The sequence below is a fragment of the Streptomyces sp. 549 genome (assembly GCF_030124175.1).
In the GTDB taxonomy this organism is placed as follows: Bacteria; Actinomycetota; Actinomycetes; order Streptomycetales; family Streptomycetaceae; genus Streptomyces.
This window is the reverse complement of the sequence record NZ_JASKMT010000013.1, coordinates 39,503-53,893: the sequence shown is the minus strand read 5'-3', so window position 1 is coordinate 53,893 and position 14,391 is coordinate 39,503. Positions and strand designations below refer to the sequence as shown.

The 14,391-nt window shown below is 72.6% G+C and carries 13 protein-coding genes and 1 tRNA gene; 9 read left to right on the top strand and 5 right to left on the bottom strand.

From position 1 onward, the window contains the following. Positions 1-101: 101 nt before the first annotated feature. The 3 genes from QNO07_RS16355 to QNO07_RS16345 form a co-directional block, all read right to left on the bottom strand. A complete protein-coding gene (locus tag QNO07_RS16355; RefSeq protein ID WP_283992753.1) occupies positions 102-1,070 on the bottom strand; it encodes a DUF5926 family protein in 969 nt (322 codons plus the stop codon). 90 nt (positions 1,071-1,160) lie between these two features. Next, a complete protein-coding gene (locus QNO07_RS16350) occupies positions 1,161-1,655 on the bottom strand; it encodes an ATP-binding protein (RefSeq protein ID WP_283992752.1) in 495 nt (164 codons plus the stop codon). Between the two features lie 321 nt (positions 1,656-1,976). Next, complete coding sequence (locus tag QNO07_RS16345; protein WP_283992847.1) at positions 1,977-2,750, bottom strand: glycerophosphodiester phosphodiesterase; 774 nt, start codon at positions 2,748-2,750, stop codon at positions 1,977-1,979. Positions 2,751-3,068: 318 nt separating this feature from the next. On the opposite strand from QNO07_RS16345, the gene QNO07_RS16340 reads away from it, so the two are divergent. The 6 genes from QNO07_RS16340 to QNO07_RS16315 all read left to right on the top strand — a co-directional run bounded on the left by QNO07_RS16340 (position 3,069) and on the right by QNO07_RS16315 (position 9,392). After that, positions 3,069-4,673 carry a S1C family serine protease gene (locus QNO07_RS16340; RefSeq protein ID WP_283992751.1) on the top strand — a complete coding sequence of 535 codons (1,605 nt, stop codon included), beginning with the start codon at positions 3,069-3,071 and terminating at the stop codon, positions 4,671-4,673. Between the two features lie 451 nt (positions 4,674-5,124). Further along, entirely contained in the window at positions 5,125-5,580 is a 456-nt protein-coding gene (locus QNO07_RS16335; protein WP_283992750.1) for an STAS domain-containing protein, read from the top strand. 43 nt (positions 5,581-5,623) lie between these two features. Next, positions 5,624-5,711, top strand: a tRNA-Ser gene (locus QNO07_RS16330). A 233-nt stretch (positions 5,712-5,944) separates the two neighbouring features. Beyond that, positions 5,945-6,601 (top strand): YdcF family protein, encoded by a 657-nt coding sequence (locus QNO07_RS16325; protein WP_283992749.1) that lies wholly within the window; start codon positions 5,945-5,947, stop codon positions 6,599-6,601. 1,060 nt (positions 6,602-7,661) lie between these two features. Continuing rightward, a complete protein-coding gene (locus tag QNO07_RS16320; protein WP_283992748.1) occupies positions 7,662-8,627 on the top strand; it encodes an alpha/beta fold hydrolase in 966 nt (321 codons plus the stop codon). Between the two features lie 171 nt (positions 8,628-8,798). Further along, positions 8,799-9,392: a TIGR03086 family metal-binding protein gene (locus QNO07_RS16315; protein WP_283992747.1), complete on the top strand. Its 594-nt coding sequence runs from the start codon at positions 8,799-8,801 to the stop codon at positions 9,390-9,392. Between the two features lie 106 nt (positions 9,393-9,498). Here QNO07_RS16315 and QNO07_RS16310 read toward each other — a convergent pair whose 3' ends face one another. Together QNO07_RS16310 and QNO07_RS16305 are read right to left on the bottom strand one after the other, a co-directional pair. Continuing rightward, entirely contained in the window at positions 9,499-9,852 is a 354-nt protein-coding gene (locus tag QNO07_RS16310) for a VOC family protein (RefSeq protein WP_283992746.1), read from the bottom strand. A gap of 216 nt (positions 9,853-10,068) precedes the next feature. Next, positions 10,069-10,899 carry a bifunctional DNA primase/polymerase gene (locus QNO07_RS16305; protein ID WP_283992846.1) on the bottom strand — a complete coding sequence of 277 codons (831 nt, stop codon included), beginning with the start codon at positions 10,897-10,899 and terminating at the stop codon, positions 10,069-10,071. Positions 10,900-11,365: 466 nt separating this feature from the next. Here QNO07_RS16305 and QNO07_RS16300 point away from each other — a divergent pair, with 466 nt between their 5' ends. The 3 genes from QNO07_RS16300 to QNO07_RS16290 all read left to right on the top strand — a co-directional run bounded on the left by QNO07_RS16300 (position 11,366) and on the right by QNO07_RS16290 (position 14,283). Continuing rightward, positions 11,366-11,671, top strand: a complete 306-nt coding sequence (locus tag QNO07_RS16300; protein ID WP_283992745.1) for a hypothetical protein — start codon at positions 11,366-11,368, stop codon at positions 11,669-11,671. Between the two features lie 282 nt (positions 11,672-11,953). Then, positions 11,954-12,508, top strand: a complete 555-nt coding sequence (locus tag QNO07_RS16295; protein WP_283992744.1) for a SigE family RNA polymerase sigma factor — start codon at positions 11,954-11,956, stop codon at positions 12,506-12,508. Between the two features lie 122 nt (positions 12,509-12,630). Continuing rightward, a complete protein-coding gene (locus QNO07_RS16290) occupies positions 12,631-14,283 on the top strand; it encodes a long-chain fatty acid--CoA ligase (protein ID WP_283992743.1) in 1,653 nt (550 codons plus the stop codon). Positions 14,284-14,391: the final 108 nt, after the last annotated feature.

The window sequence follows — 14,391 nt, the reverse complement described above, 5'->3', positions numbered from 1 at the left end:
CGCAGCCCCCGCCACCCGTGTGAGTCCGCGACTCCGGACCGTGCGGCTTCAGACGCGCCGTCGGCAGACTCCGCGGGTCCGGAGCCTGCCGGCGGTCGCGGTCAGCTCAGAGTGATCTGGCGGTTGGCCAGACCGCTGCGGGCCCGGCGCTCCTCGGACGTGAGCGGCGCGCTCTCCGCCAGCGCGTCGCCGAGCCGTTCGGCGAACGCCTCGGCGGGCCTCTCGCACTCGTCGGCGGTCATCTCCGTCGGCAGGTCCCACACCGGCACCACCAGTCCGTGCGCCCGGAACGAACCGACCAGCCGGGTGTGCTCGCCCAACGACGAGGCACCGGCGGCGTGCAGTCGGGCCAGGGCGTCAAGCAGGCCCTCCTCGGCGTGGGACATCACCCAGCGCAGGTGGTTCTTCTCCGGGGTCCGGCACCAGTAGGCCGCCTCCACCGAGGTCAGCCGCGCGGTGGGCAGCGCCGCCGAGTTGGCCCGCTCCAGCGAGGCGGCGACCTCGGGGGCGGCGTTCTCCGCGTCGGTGAGCCAGAACTCGAAACCGCTGTGCACCTCCGGCATCAGCGGCGTCGCGGGGTCGAGCAGGTCCTGCAGGCGCGGCGCGTCGCCGCCGGTGCGCTCGGCGGCCACCGGGTTGCCCGGCTCCGCGGTCAGGGCCCTGCGCAGCACGTCGGCCAGGTCCCGGCTGATGTCGCCGGAGGCGGTGTCGTTCTGCAGGCCCAGCATCACGGTGCCGTCGTCGCGCCGCAGCGCCGGCCACGCCATGGGCAGCACGGTGGCCAGGGTCACCGCGGGGACGCCGTCCGGCAGTCCGCCGGCGAGCGTCAGCGGAGCCGTCGCGGCCGGCACCAGCTCCCGCATGGCGACCCAGTCGCACTCACCGGGCAGGCCCTCGAACGGGCGGCGGACCAGCTCCGTCACCGCCTGCGCCGCGGCGCGGCCGTGGCAGCCCTTGTAGCGGCGGCCCGACCCGCAGGGGCAGGGTTCCCGACCGCCGACGACCGGCACCTCCCGGTCCTTGAGCTGCGACGAGGAAGCCTGGGGCTGGGGGCGGCGCTTCTTGGCCATGCGCGGGTCTCCGAAACGTGACAAACCGGGGTGACAAACCTGGCAACGGGAAGAACTGTTGCGCGCGAGCCTAGCCCGTCTGCCGCCCGGTCAGGTCAGTTCGTCGATGCCCTCGAGGTCGATCAGGCCGAAGCCGCCGGACGAGCCGAAGCCGTCACCGGGCGCCACCACGGCCCACACCGTCACGCCGCCCTCGCAGCCGTCCTCCTCGCGCACGCCCCAGTCGCGGGCCAGCGAGGTGATGATCGACAGCCCCCGGCCGCCGTGCGCGGTGACCGAGGGAGTGGCCGGAAGCGGACGGGTCGGGCCGCCGCCGTCGGTGACCGAGATCGTCAGGTCGCCGCTCGCGGCCCGCCGCCAGTCCGCGCGGACGCAGTCGTCCGGGGGAAGTGGCCGGGCGTGCCGGCAGGAGTTGCTGAGCAGTTCCGACAGGATCAGGGCGGCGTCGTCCACCACCGACTCGGGCGCTCCACTGGAGCGCAGATCGTCACGCAACCGCCGCCGCGCCAGGCCCACACCCGCAGGACCATGGGGCACGGCCATGGTCGACGAAGTCGGCACCTCGTGTGCCACCACCCACGCCACCCCCGAAACCTCCTTCGTCGCCCCACGCCAGGGGATGAATGCCCCGGCCCGGGTGTCCGGAAACCGGCCCGTGCCGCCCGGTTGACGCACTCGTCACGTCTCCGCACGCACCGGATGCGCCGGAGTACCCCGGGAGGCCGATGCCCGAGTGGCGGCGGATCGTGCCCGCGTATGCCCGGTTCCCCCGCGCCCGGCACGTGCCGCCCGCACGCCCGCACACCGGCGGGCGTCAGGGGGCGCCTCCCGGCATGACCCGGACGCGGGATCGGACGGGTGGCGGGATCGGCGGGAGCGGCCCGCCGCGGGTCGGGTGGCGGGGCGTCAGCGCAGGCCGAACGAGGTGAGCTGCTCGACGACCTGCCGGGGCCGGTTGGTGATCACGGCGTCCACGCCCAGGCGGGCGCACAGTTCCACGTCCAGCGGATCGTCCACCGTCCACACGTGCACCCGGTGGCCCGCCCGCTGAGCCCGGATCACGTACTCCGGGTTGTTGCGGATGATGCGCATGCTCGGGCCGGTGATGCGTACACCCGGCGGCAGCCTGCCCTCACGGTGGCGGGGCAGCAGGAACTGCATCAGGTAGACCGTCGGCAGATGCGGCGCTGCGGCCCGGATCCGGTGCAGCGAGCGGGCGGAGAAACTCATCACCCGCACGGGGGAGTCGAGTTCGTACTCCTTCAGCAGGCCGAGCAGTTTCTCCTCGACCTGGCCCGCCCAACGGGTGGGGTGCTTGGTCTCGATGGCCAGCTCCACCGGCCGCCCGGCGGCCGAGGACTCCTTCACCAACTGGAGCAGCCGCTCCAGTGTGAGTACCGACGTGCGGTCCCGGTCCTCGGTGTCCGGCTGCTCGAAGTCGTCCCTCCAGGACCCGAAGTCGAGCGCGGCCAGAGCGGAGAGCTCCATCGCCGACACCGCGCCCCGGCCGTTGGAGACCCGGTTGACGCGGCGGTCGTGCACACACACCAGATGCCCGTCGGCGGTAAGGCGCACGTCGCACTCCAGCGCGTCGGCACCGTGCTCGATCGCCTTGCGGTAGGCGGTCAGGGTGTGTTCCGGCGCGTCCTCGGAGGCACCGCGGTGCGCGATGACGGCGATCCCTGGGGAGCCGGAGGGACCCGCAGGACCGGAGAAGGGTGTCCCGGCGCTGCCGGAGTGAGGTCGCACAGGATCATCGTGCCATCGCAGGCGCCCACTCCGGGACCGGGGTGGCAGGTTCGGGGCAATCGCGAGGTGCGGACGGTCCCCGCGTGCAGGGACAGGATGACGGTCCCGCGTGCAGGGACAGGATAAGGAAAGCGGCGCGGGGTAACCGGATGGCTTACGCCGCCCTGACACACGATGGGAAAAGCTGACTGCACACTGGGCTACAGCACCACCGCCCACCATGTCTGTCGTGTACCTGAGGAGATTGCTGTGAGCACCGAGCACGAGGGCGCCGACCGGTCGCCGCAGGCGGGTCGAGCCGACGAGCCGGCGCCCGCCGACCGCGTGCAGCCGGTCGCGTCGCAGAACGAACCCCGCGACGGGGCACCGCCGTCCGACTCCACCGCCCAGTTGCGGAAGATCGACGCGGAGCCGCCCCGTCCCGCGGCCCCCCAGGAGCCGCCCGTCCCGCCCGCCGCCCACCCCACCGGCGCCTACGGCTCCGCGTCCCCCTACGGCCCGGGCGCCCACCCCGGCGGCCCCACGCCGCCCGCGCACCCGCCGGCCGCCGCGTCAGCCGACGCCCCCACCACCCAGCAGCCCGCCTACCCGGGCGCCGGCGGCTACGGCGCGCCCGCAGCAGGCAGCGGCGGCGGCAGCGGTGGCGGTGGCGGCGGCGGTGGCGGTGGCGCCTACGGCGGCGGCCCGGCGCAGCCCTGGGGCGCGCCCGTCCCGCCACCCCAGCGGCGCAACGGACGCGGCGGAATGATCGCCGCGCTGCTCGTCGCCGCGCTCGTCGCCGGCGGCATCGGCGGCGGAGTGGGCTTCTGGGCCGCCGAACGCAGCAACGCCCCGGCGTCCGAGACGGTGTCGGCGCCCAACGACCCCGACAAGACCGTGGACCGCGCACCGGAGTCCGTCGCCGGCATCGCCTCCAAGGCGCTGCCCAGCGTCGCCACCATCCAGGCGAACGGCGGCAGCGGTCGCTCCGGCGGCGGCACCGGCACCGGCTTCGTCTTCGACAAGCAGGGCCACATCCTCACCAACAACCACGTCGTGGCGGACGCCGCCGACGGAGGTGAACTGACGGTCGTCTTCTCCGACGGCAAGAAGTACACCGCGGAGGTCGTGGGCCGGGCACAGGGCTACGACGTCGCGGTACTCCGGCTGAAGGACGCCGGCGACGCCGACCTGCCCCCGCTGCCGCTCGGTTCGTCCGACGACGTCGCGGTGGGCGACTCGACCATCGCCATCGGCGCCCCGTTCGGCCTCTCCGGCACGGTCACCACCGGCATCGTCAGCGCGCTCAACCGCCCCGTCGCCTCCAGCGACGGCGAGGGGTCCAAGGCCTCCTACATGAGCGCGCTGCAGACGGACGCGTCCATCAACCCGGGCAACTCCGGCGGTCCCCTGCTCAACTCCGACGGCGCGGTCATCGGCGTCAACTCGGCGATCCAGTCGGCCAGCGACGGCGGGTTCGGCGGCGGTTCGGCAGGCAGCATCGGGCTCGGCTTCGCCATCCCGATCGACCAGGCCAAGCGGGTCGCCGAGACGCTCATCAAGACGGGTCAGCCGGTCTACCCGATCATCGGCGCGACGGTCGACATGAAGCGGCAGGGAGACGGCGCGCTCATCTCGGAGGAGGCCGCGGACGGCACCCGGGCCGTCGTGCCCGGCGGGCCGGCCGACGACGCAGGGCTGCAGCCGGGTGACGTCATCACCAGGCTCGGCGGCACCTCCATCGACAGCGGACCCACGCTGATCAGCGAGATCTGGACGCACGAGCCGGGCGAGAAGGTCGAGGTGACGTACCGGCGCGACGGCAAGCAGCAGACGACGGAGGTCACCCTCGGCGAACGCAAGGGCGACGGCTGACCGGTCGGCGGGCACACCCGCGGCGTCCCCGGCATCCGCGCCGGGGGCGCCGCGCGGGCGCGAGCGGCACCGCGTCACCTCGCGCCGCGCGGTCCGCGAGCGCGGCACGAAGTGACGCGGGTGGCCTGCCGCCCGGCCGTCGACCACCCGCCACGGGCAGCCCGTCGCTTGCCGTACGCGGTGCGGAACGGCCCCCGGCCGTCCGGGCAAAACCCGCCGGAAACGTCCCGGCACCCCAGTTTCTTTGCTCATCGCAAGCGCAATGCGTGTGTCGCCGCCGCGAATGTGATCGACGCACGATTACCTCATACGTGGGAAAAGACCGGTCCACGAACCGTTTTTCCGTTCGCCCGGAGGGCGTGCGGACGCCTACCCTCAAGGAGTGTCACTGTCACGCCAACACCGGACCGTCGCCTTAGCGCAGCCGCTGCCCGCCTCCCGCAGGCGGGGCATGCCGCCCGCTCGGAGCGCTGCCGACCCGCCCCGGGGCGCCACCTCGCGCAGCCCCGGCTCCGCCCTCCGCATCCACCGCCCGGACGGCGCGACCGTCCTCGAACTGCACGGTGAGATCGACATCGCCGCGGCCAACCGCTGCCTCCCGGAGTTCGACGCGGCCACCGGGACCCCCGGCGCACGCGTCGTCGTGGACCTCACCCACGTCACCTTCTTCGACTGCTCCGGCCTGCGCCTGCTCTGCCGCGCGCACCGCCGCCTGCTCGACCTCGACGGTCGCCTGACGGTGGTCTGCGCCCAGCCCCTCACCCTGCGCGTACTGCGCGCCGCACGCCTGATGGCCGTGCTGCGCCCCGTCGCCACCCTGGAGCAGGCCCTCGCCCCGGCCACCGGCCCGGCCTCCGGGCCGCCGCCCGCACCCAGCCGAACCGGGGCAGCGCGCGGCCGCCCGTAACGGCTACCCTGTCCCGGTGCCGGCGCTTCACGCGCCGACACCAGGAGGCGTGCCCGAGCGGCCGAAGGGAACGGTCTTGAAAACCGTCGTGAGGTAACCCCTCACCGTGGGTTCAAATCCCACCGCCTCCGCAGAGCGCAGCGAATGCGCAGCACCGCGAAGGGGTGTCTCCGTGCCGGAGACGCCCCTTCGCGGTGCCAGACGCCCGCAGGTCGGAGTTGCCCATCGGGATCTCCTCAGATTCGTGCGGGACGGGTAGGCCGCTACGGTGTGCGGCATGGGTGGGGAGTCCGCGATGCGTACGCGGCCGTGCAAGCTACGACTTCAAGCTGCCGGACTCCGCCCGCGACCGTGAGGGGTTGCCGTGACCGCCACCGCCGAGCTGGCCGACGCACAGCTCATCTGGGACTACCACCAGATGCACCACCCGGCGCAACCCGCCTCCCTCGCCATCGGGTTGGGCAGCCACGACCTGGGCGTGGCTGCCGTCGCCGCCGACCGCTACCTGTCCGGCCTCGCGCCCCTGCTCCTGTTCACCGGCGGCAACAGCCCCACAACCCGGGAGCGCATGCCCCGCGGTGAAGCCGTCCACTACAAGGAGCACGCCATGGAACTCGGCGTGCCCGAAACCGCCATCCTGGTCGAACCCGAAGCCACCAACACCGGCGAGAACATCACCCTGTCCCGCAAGTTGTCGGAGCGTGTGGGAGTCGACGTCTCATCGGCCACCCTCGTCTGCAAGCCCTACGAGGAACGCCGCGCCTACGCCACCGCCCGCAAGCTGTGGCCCGGCGTCGACTTCACCTGCGCGTCGTCCCCCATGACGCTCGCGCAGTACGTCAACAGCATCGGTGACGAACGGCTGGTCATCGACATGCTCGTCGGCGCCCTCCAGCGCCTCACGGTCTACCCGGCTCAGGGCTTCATGATTGAGCAACCCGTGCCGACGAACGTGAACGCCGCCTACACCCGCCTGGTGGCAGCCGGCCACACCAGCCGTCTCCTCCGCCGAGCCGGCTGAACTCGCAGAGCAGGACGCTCCTTCCCGAATGCCCACCGCTCGGCGTGTGTGAGATGGACAGCCCTCAGCTTGGTTTGTGCTGGCTGCGGGCCGTCGGTGCCCGCTGCGGTCTGTTGAAGCGTTGGCCTGCGGGTCAGCGCGGTCCAACCCATCGCTGTCGGTGCCCAGCGGCGGCCACAAGAATGGTGAACGAAGCGTCAGGTGACGTGCCGGGCCTCACGGTGAAGGACGGGTCCGGCAAGCGCTGGTCTCGCAAGGACATGATTCCTTTCTCCGGACTCCCGCTCTTTCTTTCCCTGGTCGACTGCCATGTGCCTCGCCGAGTGATTTCGTTACCGAAGGCCTCTCTCCGTCGGGCATTCGGTGCGCGCGAGTAGAGAGGCCGGCTTGCCGAGCGGCAGGGAACCGTATGCCCTGAACGGACGGGAGGCCGTCGCGTCCGCTGCCTGTGTCAGCGCTTCTTGCGTCGCCTGGTCTGCGGCGGGGTCCATGCGCCGCGGTGGTCCTGGCACCGCGAGTAGCCGATCATCGCAGGTCGGCGGCATGGCTTGCCGGTCGTAGTCTGTGTGGAGCCACACTTCATCTGCTTGCCCATCCCGCACCCCCGGGTTCTCGGAACAGTCGGAACACCCTCACAGCTTCCCGGTGCCGCTGCGCCCCTCGCCGGGTTTCGTGCCGTGGTGTCCGGATAGCATTCACAGGCGACCGGAAAGTGATTGCATTCAGTCGCATGATTCCCACGGTCACCGGTGGCTTTCTGCTGCCACGCCACGTTGCAGTACGTTTCCCGGTTATCCGCTACCCGCGTACGTCGCAGGGGCACGCCTCCCGTCGCCCCTGCCGAACGGAGAACTGCTTCAACATGTGTTCGATCCTGTCACCGTGAGGGTGATCCCCCGGATTCACCCAGCCGGGTCATGCCGGTTGCCGCTTTGATCGTGGCATGACGTTCAGCGAGCCCGCCGGGACCGCGGGACCGGCCGTCGGCCGGGTCGGGACCGGCGTGAACTCCGACGCGCCCCGCTCCCCACGCCCGACCGGGCAGACAGGACGCCTGACCGTGCCACGAACCTCCGTGCGGCGCTGCCGCTTCCACACACCGTCCGGACGGCTGGCCGGGCTGCACGCAGCCCCCGCTCCGTCCCTCGACCGCGGGACGTCCGTTGTCCTGGTGCCCGGGCTGCTCGGGTCGAAGGAGGACTTCGCCTTCCTGCTGCCGCTGCTGGCGCAGGCGGGCTTCGATGCCTACGCCTACGACCAACGCGGTCAGTACGAGTCCGACGGCCCGCACGATCCGGAGGCCTACACCGTCGCTGCGCTGGCAGCCGACCTCGACCTCGTCCTCGACCAGGTGCGGCACCCGCACCGGGTCCAGGTGCTCGGCGCGGGGTTCGGCGGCCTGGTGGCCGCGTCGGCCACCGGTGTGCGCGACGGCCGGGTCGACGGCCTCACGCTGCTCGGCTGCCCGGCCGGGCTGCTGCCTGAGCAGCGGCTGCGGATGCGGGTGACCGCCGGGGCGGTCCAGACGCTCGGCGCTGTCCGCACGGTCCGGTTGATGCTCGCCCACCGCGAGCGGCCACGCTCGGGGGACCACCCGCATCCGGCGCTGCACCGGGTGGCGCGGGAACGGCTGACGGCCACCCGGCCGGCCCATTACCTGGGCGTCGTCCGGTCCTGGGCGGCGGCGGAACCGCTCGCGCCGCTGGGCGGTCCGGCCGTCGACCTTCCGGTGCTGGTGCTGCACGGGACGAGGGACGCGGTCTTCGGCGCCGACGACTACGCCCGCACGGCCCGGCAGCTTGGTGCCGCGCTCACAGCCGTGCCCCGGGCCGGGCACAGTGCGCAGGTCCACCGGCCGCAGGCCGTGGCTCGTGCCCTACAGGGTTTCTGGTCGCGCGCCGCAGGTGGTAACGCCTGCCCGGCGGTACCGCACCCGGCAGCGTGCCCGGATCTGACGAGGAGCGCGACGGCCTCCGGTCTCTCCGGTCCGGGACAGCCGGGGGCTGCGCGGGGCCCAGCCGCATAGGGCACGACACGTCAGACCTGAGCCGTTGGCGGCTCTGGCATCTCTGGCGGCTCCGGCGGCGCGAGGGGAGGTGAGGAGTCCGGGTTCAGTGAGGCCACCGGCTTCGGGGCGATGAGTTTCGGGGACGAGTGGGGTCCGTACCGGGAGAGCGCCGAACCAGGAGGATGCGCCATGCCCGTACTGCTTGATCTCCGTCCGTCAGCCCAGCAGGTCACCGTACTGCTCGCCGGGGTGACCGACGACCGGTTGCGGGACCCGACGCCCTGCCCCGACTACACGGTCGCCGATCTGCTGGCGCACCTGATGGGGCTGTGCGTCGCCTTCCGGGAAGCCGGCCGCAAACAGCTCGGGCCGGAGACCGCCGTCGATCCCGGCAGTACCCGGCCGGACCTTGACCCGCTGTGGCGTTCGCGGCTGCCGCAGCGGCTGGACGAACTTGTGGCGGTCTGGCAGCGTCCTGCGGCCTGGCAGGGGGAGACCCAGGCGGGAGGCGTGACCCTGAGCGGCGAGACGGCCGGGCTGGTGGCCGGGAACGAACTGCTGCTGCACGGTTGGGACCTGGCCCGCGCCACCGGGCAGGACTACCTTCCCGACGTGGCGTCGCTGCACGCCTCTCACGGGCTGCTGTCCCAGTCCACCGATCCGGCCGACCGGGAGGGCCTCTTCGGGCCGGTCGTTCCGGTACCGCAGGGTGCGTCGCTGTTGAGCAGGGTGGTCGGATTGGCGGGGCGGACCCCCGGGTGGACGCCGACTGACACCTGCTAGTTGTGCTGTCGCATGAGGTTGGTACCGCCTCAGCGGCGGGCGGCAGCCCGTTCTGTCCGTGTTGCTGCGTGGGACGTCGAGGCCCGCACAACTGCCTGGTCCCCGCTCAGCTCTTCCGCTCACTCAGGACGCAGAACTCGTTGCCCTCCGGGTCGAGGAGGGTCACCCAGTGCTTCCCGTCCTGCACGGGGTCGACGCGCCGGGCACCGAGGGAGAGCAGCCGCACAACCTCGGCCTCCTGGTCGTCAGGGCGGAAGTCGGGGTGGAGCCGGTTCTTCGACGTCTTGCCCTCGGGGACAGGTACGAAGAGCAGGCCCGGCAGCTGGTCCGGCTCAGGCCGGATCTCGATGATCTCCTCGGATTCGTCCACCACAACCCAGCCGAGAGCCTCGGCCCACCAGCGCCCGAGAGCGACGGGGTCGGCGGCGTCGACGATGATCTGTTCCCATTCCAGCGCCATGGGCCTGAGCATAGGCAGACCGGTGGCCCACCCCGCAAAGCCTCCACTCTTCCCGATCCACCAAGTCCTCCGCGGTCGCCTCAGGCACCAACCTCGTGGGACATCACGCTAGGAGCGGGGCCGTTCCGGGGCGCTGGGCAGCTCGGCGAGGCAGGGCGGCCAAAGGCAGTACGGGGCAGTTCCGCAGCACGAGGCGGCTCAGCCGGGCAGGGCGGCTCAGCCGGGCAGGGCGGCGGTTCGGCGCGCGGCTGACGCGAGCGTGGTGCGGGCCTCGCGTTCGGGCAGGCCGGTGGCGCGGGCCGCGTCGACCAGTGGTTCGGCCAGTTCCGCGCCCTGCCCCGACTCCCACGCGCGGCACGCCGCCCAGAAGAGGCGGGCGTTGCGCTGACCGACGGGCGCGGCCTGTACGAAGCGGACGAGTGCGGCGCCCCTGGCTCCGGTCGGTGGGCGGCCGACTGCCGTCGGGCGTGGCGGTGGCGGCGGTATGAGGAGCCGGAGCAGGGCCTCCGGTACGGGAGCCGGGGAGCGGCACGCGCTGCCGGGGGCGAGCCGGTAGCTGCCGTGGACGCTGACCGAGCCGGGGCCGACGAGGTAGCCGCCGGCTCCGCGTATGTCGATGCCCGGGCCGAGCCTGCCCACGGAGTTGGCCACCCGGACGTCGGCCGGCCCGCGCAGCCACAGGTGACGGCCACCGCTGGGCGTGAGCACGGTGACGGTGTCCGGGAGCGTGCAGTGCGCGGCCTCGGCGAGCAGGTCGAGCGAGCGCCGACTGTCGGCGCCGTGGCTGACGTCGAGGTCGATGCCGACGAGCCAGTGCGGGGCACGTCCGCAGGCGATTCCGTAGCCGGTGGCGCGGGGAGCGCAGGCGAACAGCGCCCGGACCCTGCCGGGGTCGCAGCTGGCGTCGTGCACGCCGTGGCCGGGTCGGCCGCAGCCGCCGCGGCAGGCAGCGCCGGCGCCGTGCGGTGAACGGATGGCAGGCACCTTGCCGCGGGACAGCGGGAACACGGCCAGCCCGCGGGAGGCGGCGGCCAGGGCGTGGTGCAGCGCAGGGAAGGCGGCGGGGGTGCCGGGAGCGTCGGGCGTGAGGGGAACGACGGGATCATCGGGGGCGGCGGGAGCATCGGGAACGGCGGGGGTGCGGGGAGCGGGTTGCTCGGCCGGTCTGCTGAGGCGGTCCACGACTCCAGAATCGTACGTACTTTCGGGTCAGGGAAGGGCGCGCCGGAGTGGAGTGGAGTGCGCCGGGGCGCGCGGGGTGGGCGAGGAATCGGTTCTCCGCCGATCTGGTGGGGCTTCGGGGCCGCGCGCCGGCGGAGAGGAGGGTGCCGCGAGGAAAGGTGACGAAAGAGGTTTATCGACACGTCGTCATACGTGCGAGGGAATCGAGTGGAAAAGGGTGGTCTGCTGGGGTTTTTGGGGGCAGCTTTGGACCCGCGACGTCGAGTGCAGCACCCGGGCGGCAAGGCCAACCGCCCAGCACAGCAAACGAGTTCCACTCCTGGAGGAATTGATGGCAAGTACCCGCACCGCCCGCGTCATCGCGGCTGCCGCAGCCGTGCCGCTGGCTGCGGTGTTGCTCGGCGGGGTGGCTCACGCCGACAACGGCGCGTTCGCCAACGACGGCTCGAACGCCTCAGTGGTGAGCAGTGTGGGCAGTGGCGTCGCCGGCAGCAACAACGGCAACTCCACCACCAACCAGCAGGCCGCCACAGGTGCCGGAGCCTCCAACCAGGCGAACAACGCGAGCGTGAACGGCTCCGGCCTCACCTCGATCAGCCAGTACAACACCGCCCTGACCATGGGAAACCTGTGGTGATCCGATAGGCGACGGGCCTTCGGGAGGGCCTTCGCCCAGGGGATGGGTCAGGCTGTGCGACCGCACCGATCGGTGCGGTCGCACAGTCGCGTCCCGGCCGGTGCGGGCAACCCCGGCGCCCCTCGCCGCGTCCTCACCCGGAAGGCGCGTCCCTGACCCGGGTCGGGTGCCGTCTCCACCCCTGGGAGGTGGGGAGGGCCCCAGTAGTACAACCTGAGGCGGAGAACGCTCGGCACCTCCGGCCGATCCCCGCGGGGCCTGCTCGCTTCTAGCGTGAGTGCCATGACCACGCCTGGGACCACCGCCACCGTGACGCCGCTCGTGACGCCGTTGACGTTCACGTCGTACGTGCAGGCCCGCGGCCCGGTGCTGCTGCGCACCGCGCGCTCCCTCACCTCCGACCCGTGCGACGCCGAGGACCTGCTGCAGACGGCGCTCACCAAGACCTACCTGGCCTGGGAGCGCATCGAGGACCACCGCGCGCTGGACGGCTACGTGCGCCGAGCGCTGGTCAACACCCGCACCTCGCAGTGGCGCAAGCGCAAGGTCGACGAGTACGCCTGCGAGGAGCTGCCCGAGCCGGAGCCCGTGCCCGGCCCCGATCCCGCCGAGCAGCAGGCCGTGCGGGACGCCATGTGGCGGGCGATACTCAAGCTCCCCGCCCGCCAGCGGGCCATGGTCGTCCTGCGCTACTACGAGGACCTGAGCGAGGCGCAGACCGCCGAGGTGCTCGGCGTCTCGGTCGGCACGGTCAAGAGCGCCGTCTCCCGCGCGCTCGCCAAACTGCGCGCCGACCCGCAGCTCGCCGCCGACACCGTGGGCCCCGCCGCCGCCTGAGCCCGGCCACAAATCGTCCGTCCTGACCCGTGACATACCGACCGGTCGGTGGCAGGCTGCCGAGTCAGCCACGCGTTGCGCCCGCGTAACGCTTCCGCATTCCTTACCTCGGGAGGCCACCGGTGCTGAGCACGATGCAGGACGTACCGCTCACCGTCAGCCGCATCCTCACCCACGGCGCCACGGTGCACGGCGCGGCACAGGTCATCACCTGGACCGGGGAGGAGGAGCCGCACCGGCGGTCCTTCGCCGAGGTCGGGGCCCGTGCCGCCCAGCTGGCGCACGCCCTGCGCGACGAACTCGGCGTCACCGGCGACCAGCGCGTCGGCACCCTGATGTGGAACAACGCCGAGCACGTCGAGGCCTACCTCGCCATCCCGTCGATGGGCGCGGTGCTGCACACCCTCAACCTGCGGCTGCCTCCCGCCCAGCTCGCCTGGGTGGTCGAGCACGCCGCGGACCGGGTCGTGGTCGTCAACGCGACGCTGCTGCCGCTGCTGGTGCCCCTGCTCCCCAAACTGTCCTCGGTCGAGCACGTGGTGGTGGCGGGCGTCGGCGACCGGTCGGCGCTCGCCGACGCGGGGGTGCGGGTCCACGACTACGAGGAGCTGATCGCCGGCCGTCCCACCACCTACGACTGGCCCGAGCTGGACGAGCGCACCGCCGCGTCCCTCTGCTACACCTCCGGCACCACCGGGGACCCCAAGGGCGTGCTGTTCAGCCACCGCTCGGTCTACCTGCACGCCATGCAGGTCAACTCCTCCGAGGCGTTCGGCATGACCGGTGACGACATCGCCATGCCGGTGGTGCCGATGTTCCACGTCAACGCCTGGGGCCTGCCGCACGCCGCGTACATGGCCGGCACGTCCATGCTGATGACGGACCGCTTCCTCCAACCCGCGCCGATCGCCGACATGATCGCCAAGGTGCGTCCCACGCTCGGCGCCGCGGTCCCCACCATCTGGCAGGGGCTGCTGGCCGAACTGGACGCCAACCCGCGCGACACCTCCTCCCTGGACCGGGTCGTCATCGGCGGCTCGGCCTGTCCGCCCGCCCTGATGCGCGCCTTCGAGGAGCGCCACCAGATCACCCTGGTGCACGCCTGGGGCATGACGGAGACGTCACCGCTGGGCACCGTCGGCAACCCGCCCGCCGGCGTCACGGGGGAGGCGGCCTGGCCGTACCGGCTCAGCCAGGGCCGGCTGCCCGCGTCCGTCGAGGCCCGGCTCGCCGCCCCGGACGGCACCTTCGCCCCCTGGGACGGCGAGACCACCGGTGAGCTGGAGGTCCGCGGCCCCTGGATCGCCGGCGCCTACTACGGCGGCGCCGGCTCCACCGAACCCCTGCGCCCCGAGGACAAGTTCAGCCCAGACGGCTGGCTGCGCACCGGCGACGTCGGCAAGATCTCGCCCGAGGGGTACCTGACGCTCACCGACCGGGCGAAGGACGTCATCAAGTCCGGCGGCGAGTGGATCTCCTCGGTCGAGCTGGAGGGCCACCTGATGGCCCACCCCGACGTCGTCGAGGCCGCGGTGGTCGCCGTACCGGACGAGAAGTGGGGGGAGCGCCCCCTGGCCACAGTCGTCCTGAAGGAAGGCGCGAAGGCCGACTTCGCCGCACTGCGCGAGTTCCTCGGACAGCACGTCGCGGCGTGGCAGCTCCCGGAGCGCTGGACCGTCATCGAGGAGGTCCCGAAGACCTCCGTCGGCAAGTTCGACAAGAAGGTGCTGCGCCGCCGCCACGCCGACGGCGAACTCCCCGTCACTCACATCTGAGGCGTCGCCCGCCCAAGTGGCGGGCCCCGAGCCGTGCCGCCCGCCGTGCCGCCCGCGTGCCACACACCGGGCGGCACGGCCGCGAGGCCGCCCGGTGCCCAGAGCGGT

What these genes read in the sequence shown, in the direction of transcription:
- QNO07_RS16300 (WP_283992745.1), top strand. Translation starts at nt 11,366, where the DNA reads ATGGCAAGTACCCGCACCGCCCGCGTCATCGCGGCTGCCGCAGCCGTG.
- QNO07_RS16355 (WP_283992753.1), bottom strand. Translation starts at nt 1,070, where the DNA reads ATGGCCAAGAAGCGCCGCCCCCAGCCCCAGGCTTCCTCGTCGCAGCTC.
- QNO07_RS16315 (WP_283992747.1), top strand. Translation starts at nt 8,799, where the DNA reads ATGCCCGTACTGCTTGATCTCCGTCCGTCAGCCCAGCAGGTCACCGTA.
- QNO07_RS16335 (WP_283992750.1), top strand. Translation starts at nt 5,125, where the DNA reads ATGCCGCCCGCTCGGAGCGCTGCCGACCCGCCCCGGGGCGCCACCTCG.
- QNO07_RS16295 (WP_283992744.1), top strand. Translation starts at nt 11,954, where the DNA reads ATGACCACGCCTGGGACCACCGCCACCGTGACGCCGCTCGTGACGCCG.
- QNO07_RS16310 (WP_283992746.1), bottom strand. Translation starts at nt 9,852, where the DNA reads ATGGCGCTGGAATGGGAACAGATCATCGTCGACGCCGCCGACCCCGTC.